Source organism: Endozoicomonas sp. SESOKO4 (assembly GCF_024606275.1).
Genome location: NZ_JAHHPS010000132.1, coordinates 1 through 1,088, shown reverse-complemented (window position 1 = coordinate 1,088; position 1,088 = coordinate 1). Strand labels below are relative to the sequence as shown.

General features: G+C 47.2%; 1 protein-coding gene. It reads left to right on the top strand.

Annotation, left to right across the window (positions count from 1 at the left end):
* On the top strand, window positions 1–1,088 hold a 1,088-nt coding region (locus KDK16_RS02410; RefSeq protein ID WP_257252485.1), incomplete at both ends, for a hypothetical protein.

The window sequence follows — 1,088 nt, the reverse complement described above, 5'->3', positions numbered from 1 at the left end:
CTATATGCAAAGGCTCTACCTGGAAATCCTGCAACCCTTAACAAAGGATGATCAGTTGCTTTTTATGGATGCCAGCCATGCCCGGGCTATATTCGACCTGTTTCCTTCGTTGAGCGCCCTGCATAAACTCAGCAAAGAGCATTCCTCCCAATGGTTAAAAGGGCTGCTTGAAGCCTGCCTTGGGCTAAAAACCCATGACATTACCAAAGAAGGCATCCAGACACTCTTTGAAGCGCTACTCAAAACCCATAGCCTTCTGCCCCGGGATAACGATATCCCCGATCGCTTTCTGTCGGGGATGCGTGCTACCGACAACAATACCGTTGAGATACCTGTCTCTGGGCTTATCCCGTCAGGAGAAGGGCTGGCCCTGAGTTTTATTTCTATGCTGATGCGGAACCTTAAAGAAGTGTCCTTCACTGTCAGAGGACAGCGGCTTGAAGTTGAAGGGCTGCCTTTCGGTATTATGACCTACCGTTTTCCAATACCGCAGCTAAAAATACAGGATGAAAAAATTGAAATTAGCAACTGGTCAGAGCGACAGCTCAGGATTTTTTTGAAAATCATCAATGTACCTGAACACTATTATCTGACCGCAGAAGATTGGCAAAGGCGTTTAAAAGAGGATGACCCGGCATACCTCCAGAGGCACGAAGCCAGACTGGCCGCTAACAGAAGGCTGAAGGCAAGAGGCGATGTTGAAGAAGCTCTCCCCTCCAATCCCTTGCCTATTCATGTTTTGGCTACCCTGCTCAACAGAAGAATGGCCATCAAACCTGTCGTCTGGAAATCTCTTGACCACCATAAAGAGAGACTGCATAAATCCTTGCTTGGCAAACTGAGGGAAAGAATCGAAGCATCAGGTACAGAATGCCCCGATGAGATTAAAGCATCACTGTCCCAATACCTGGATAACGTTCAATCCGGGGCGGCTGAAGCCTGTGTGCCGTTAAGTGAACCAGAACCACAAAGCGTTAACCCGACAGATGACAAAAGAGAAAAACAGGCTTTTGGTCTTTTATGGTTAAAACTCAACCAGACAGAAGTTTTTGACATCGAAATACTGACATTACTGGACGGGTACAGGG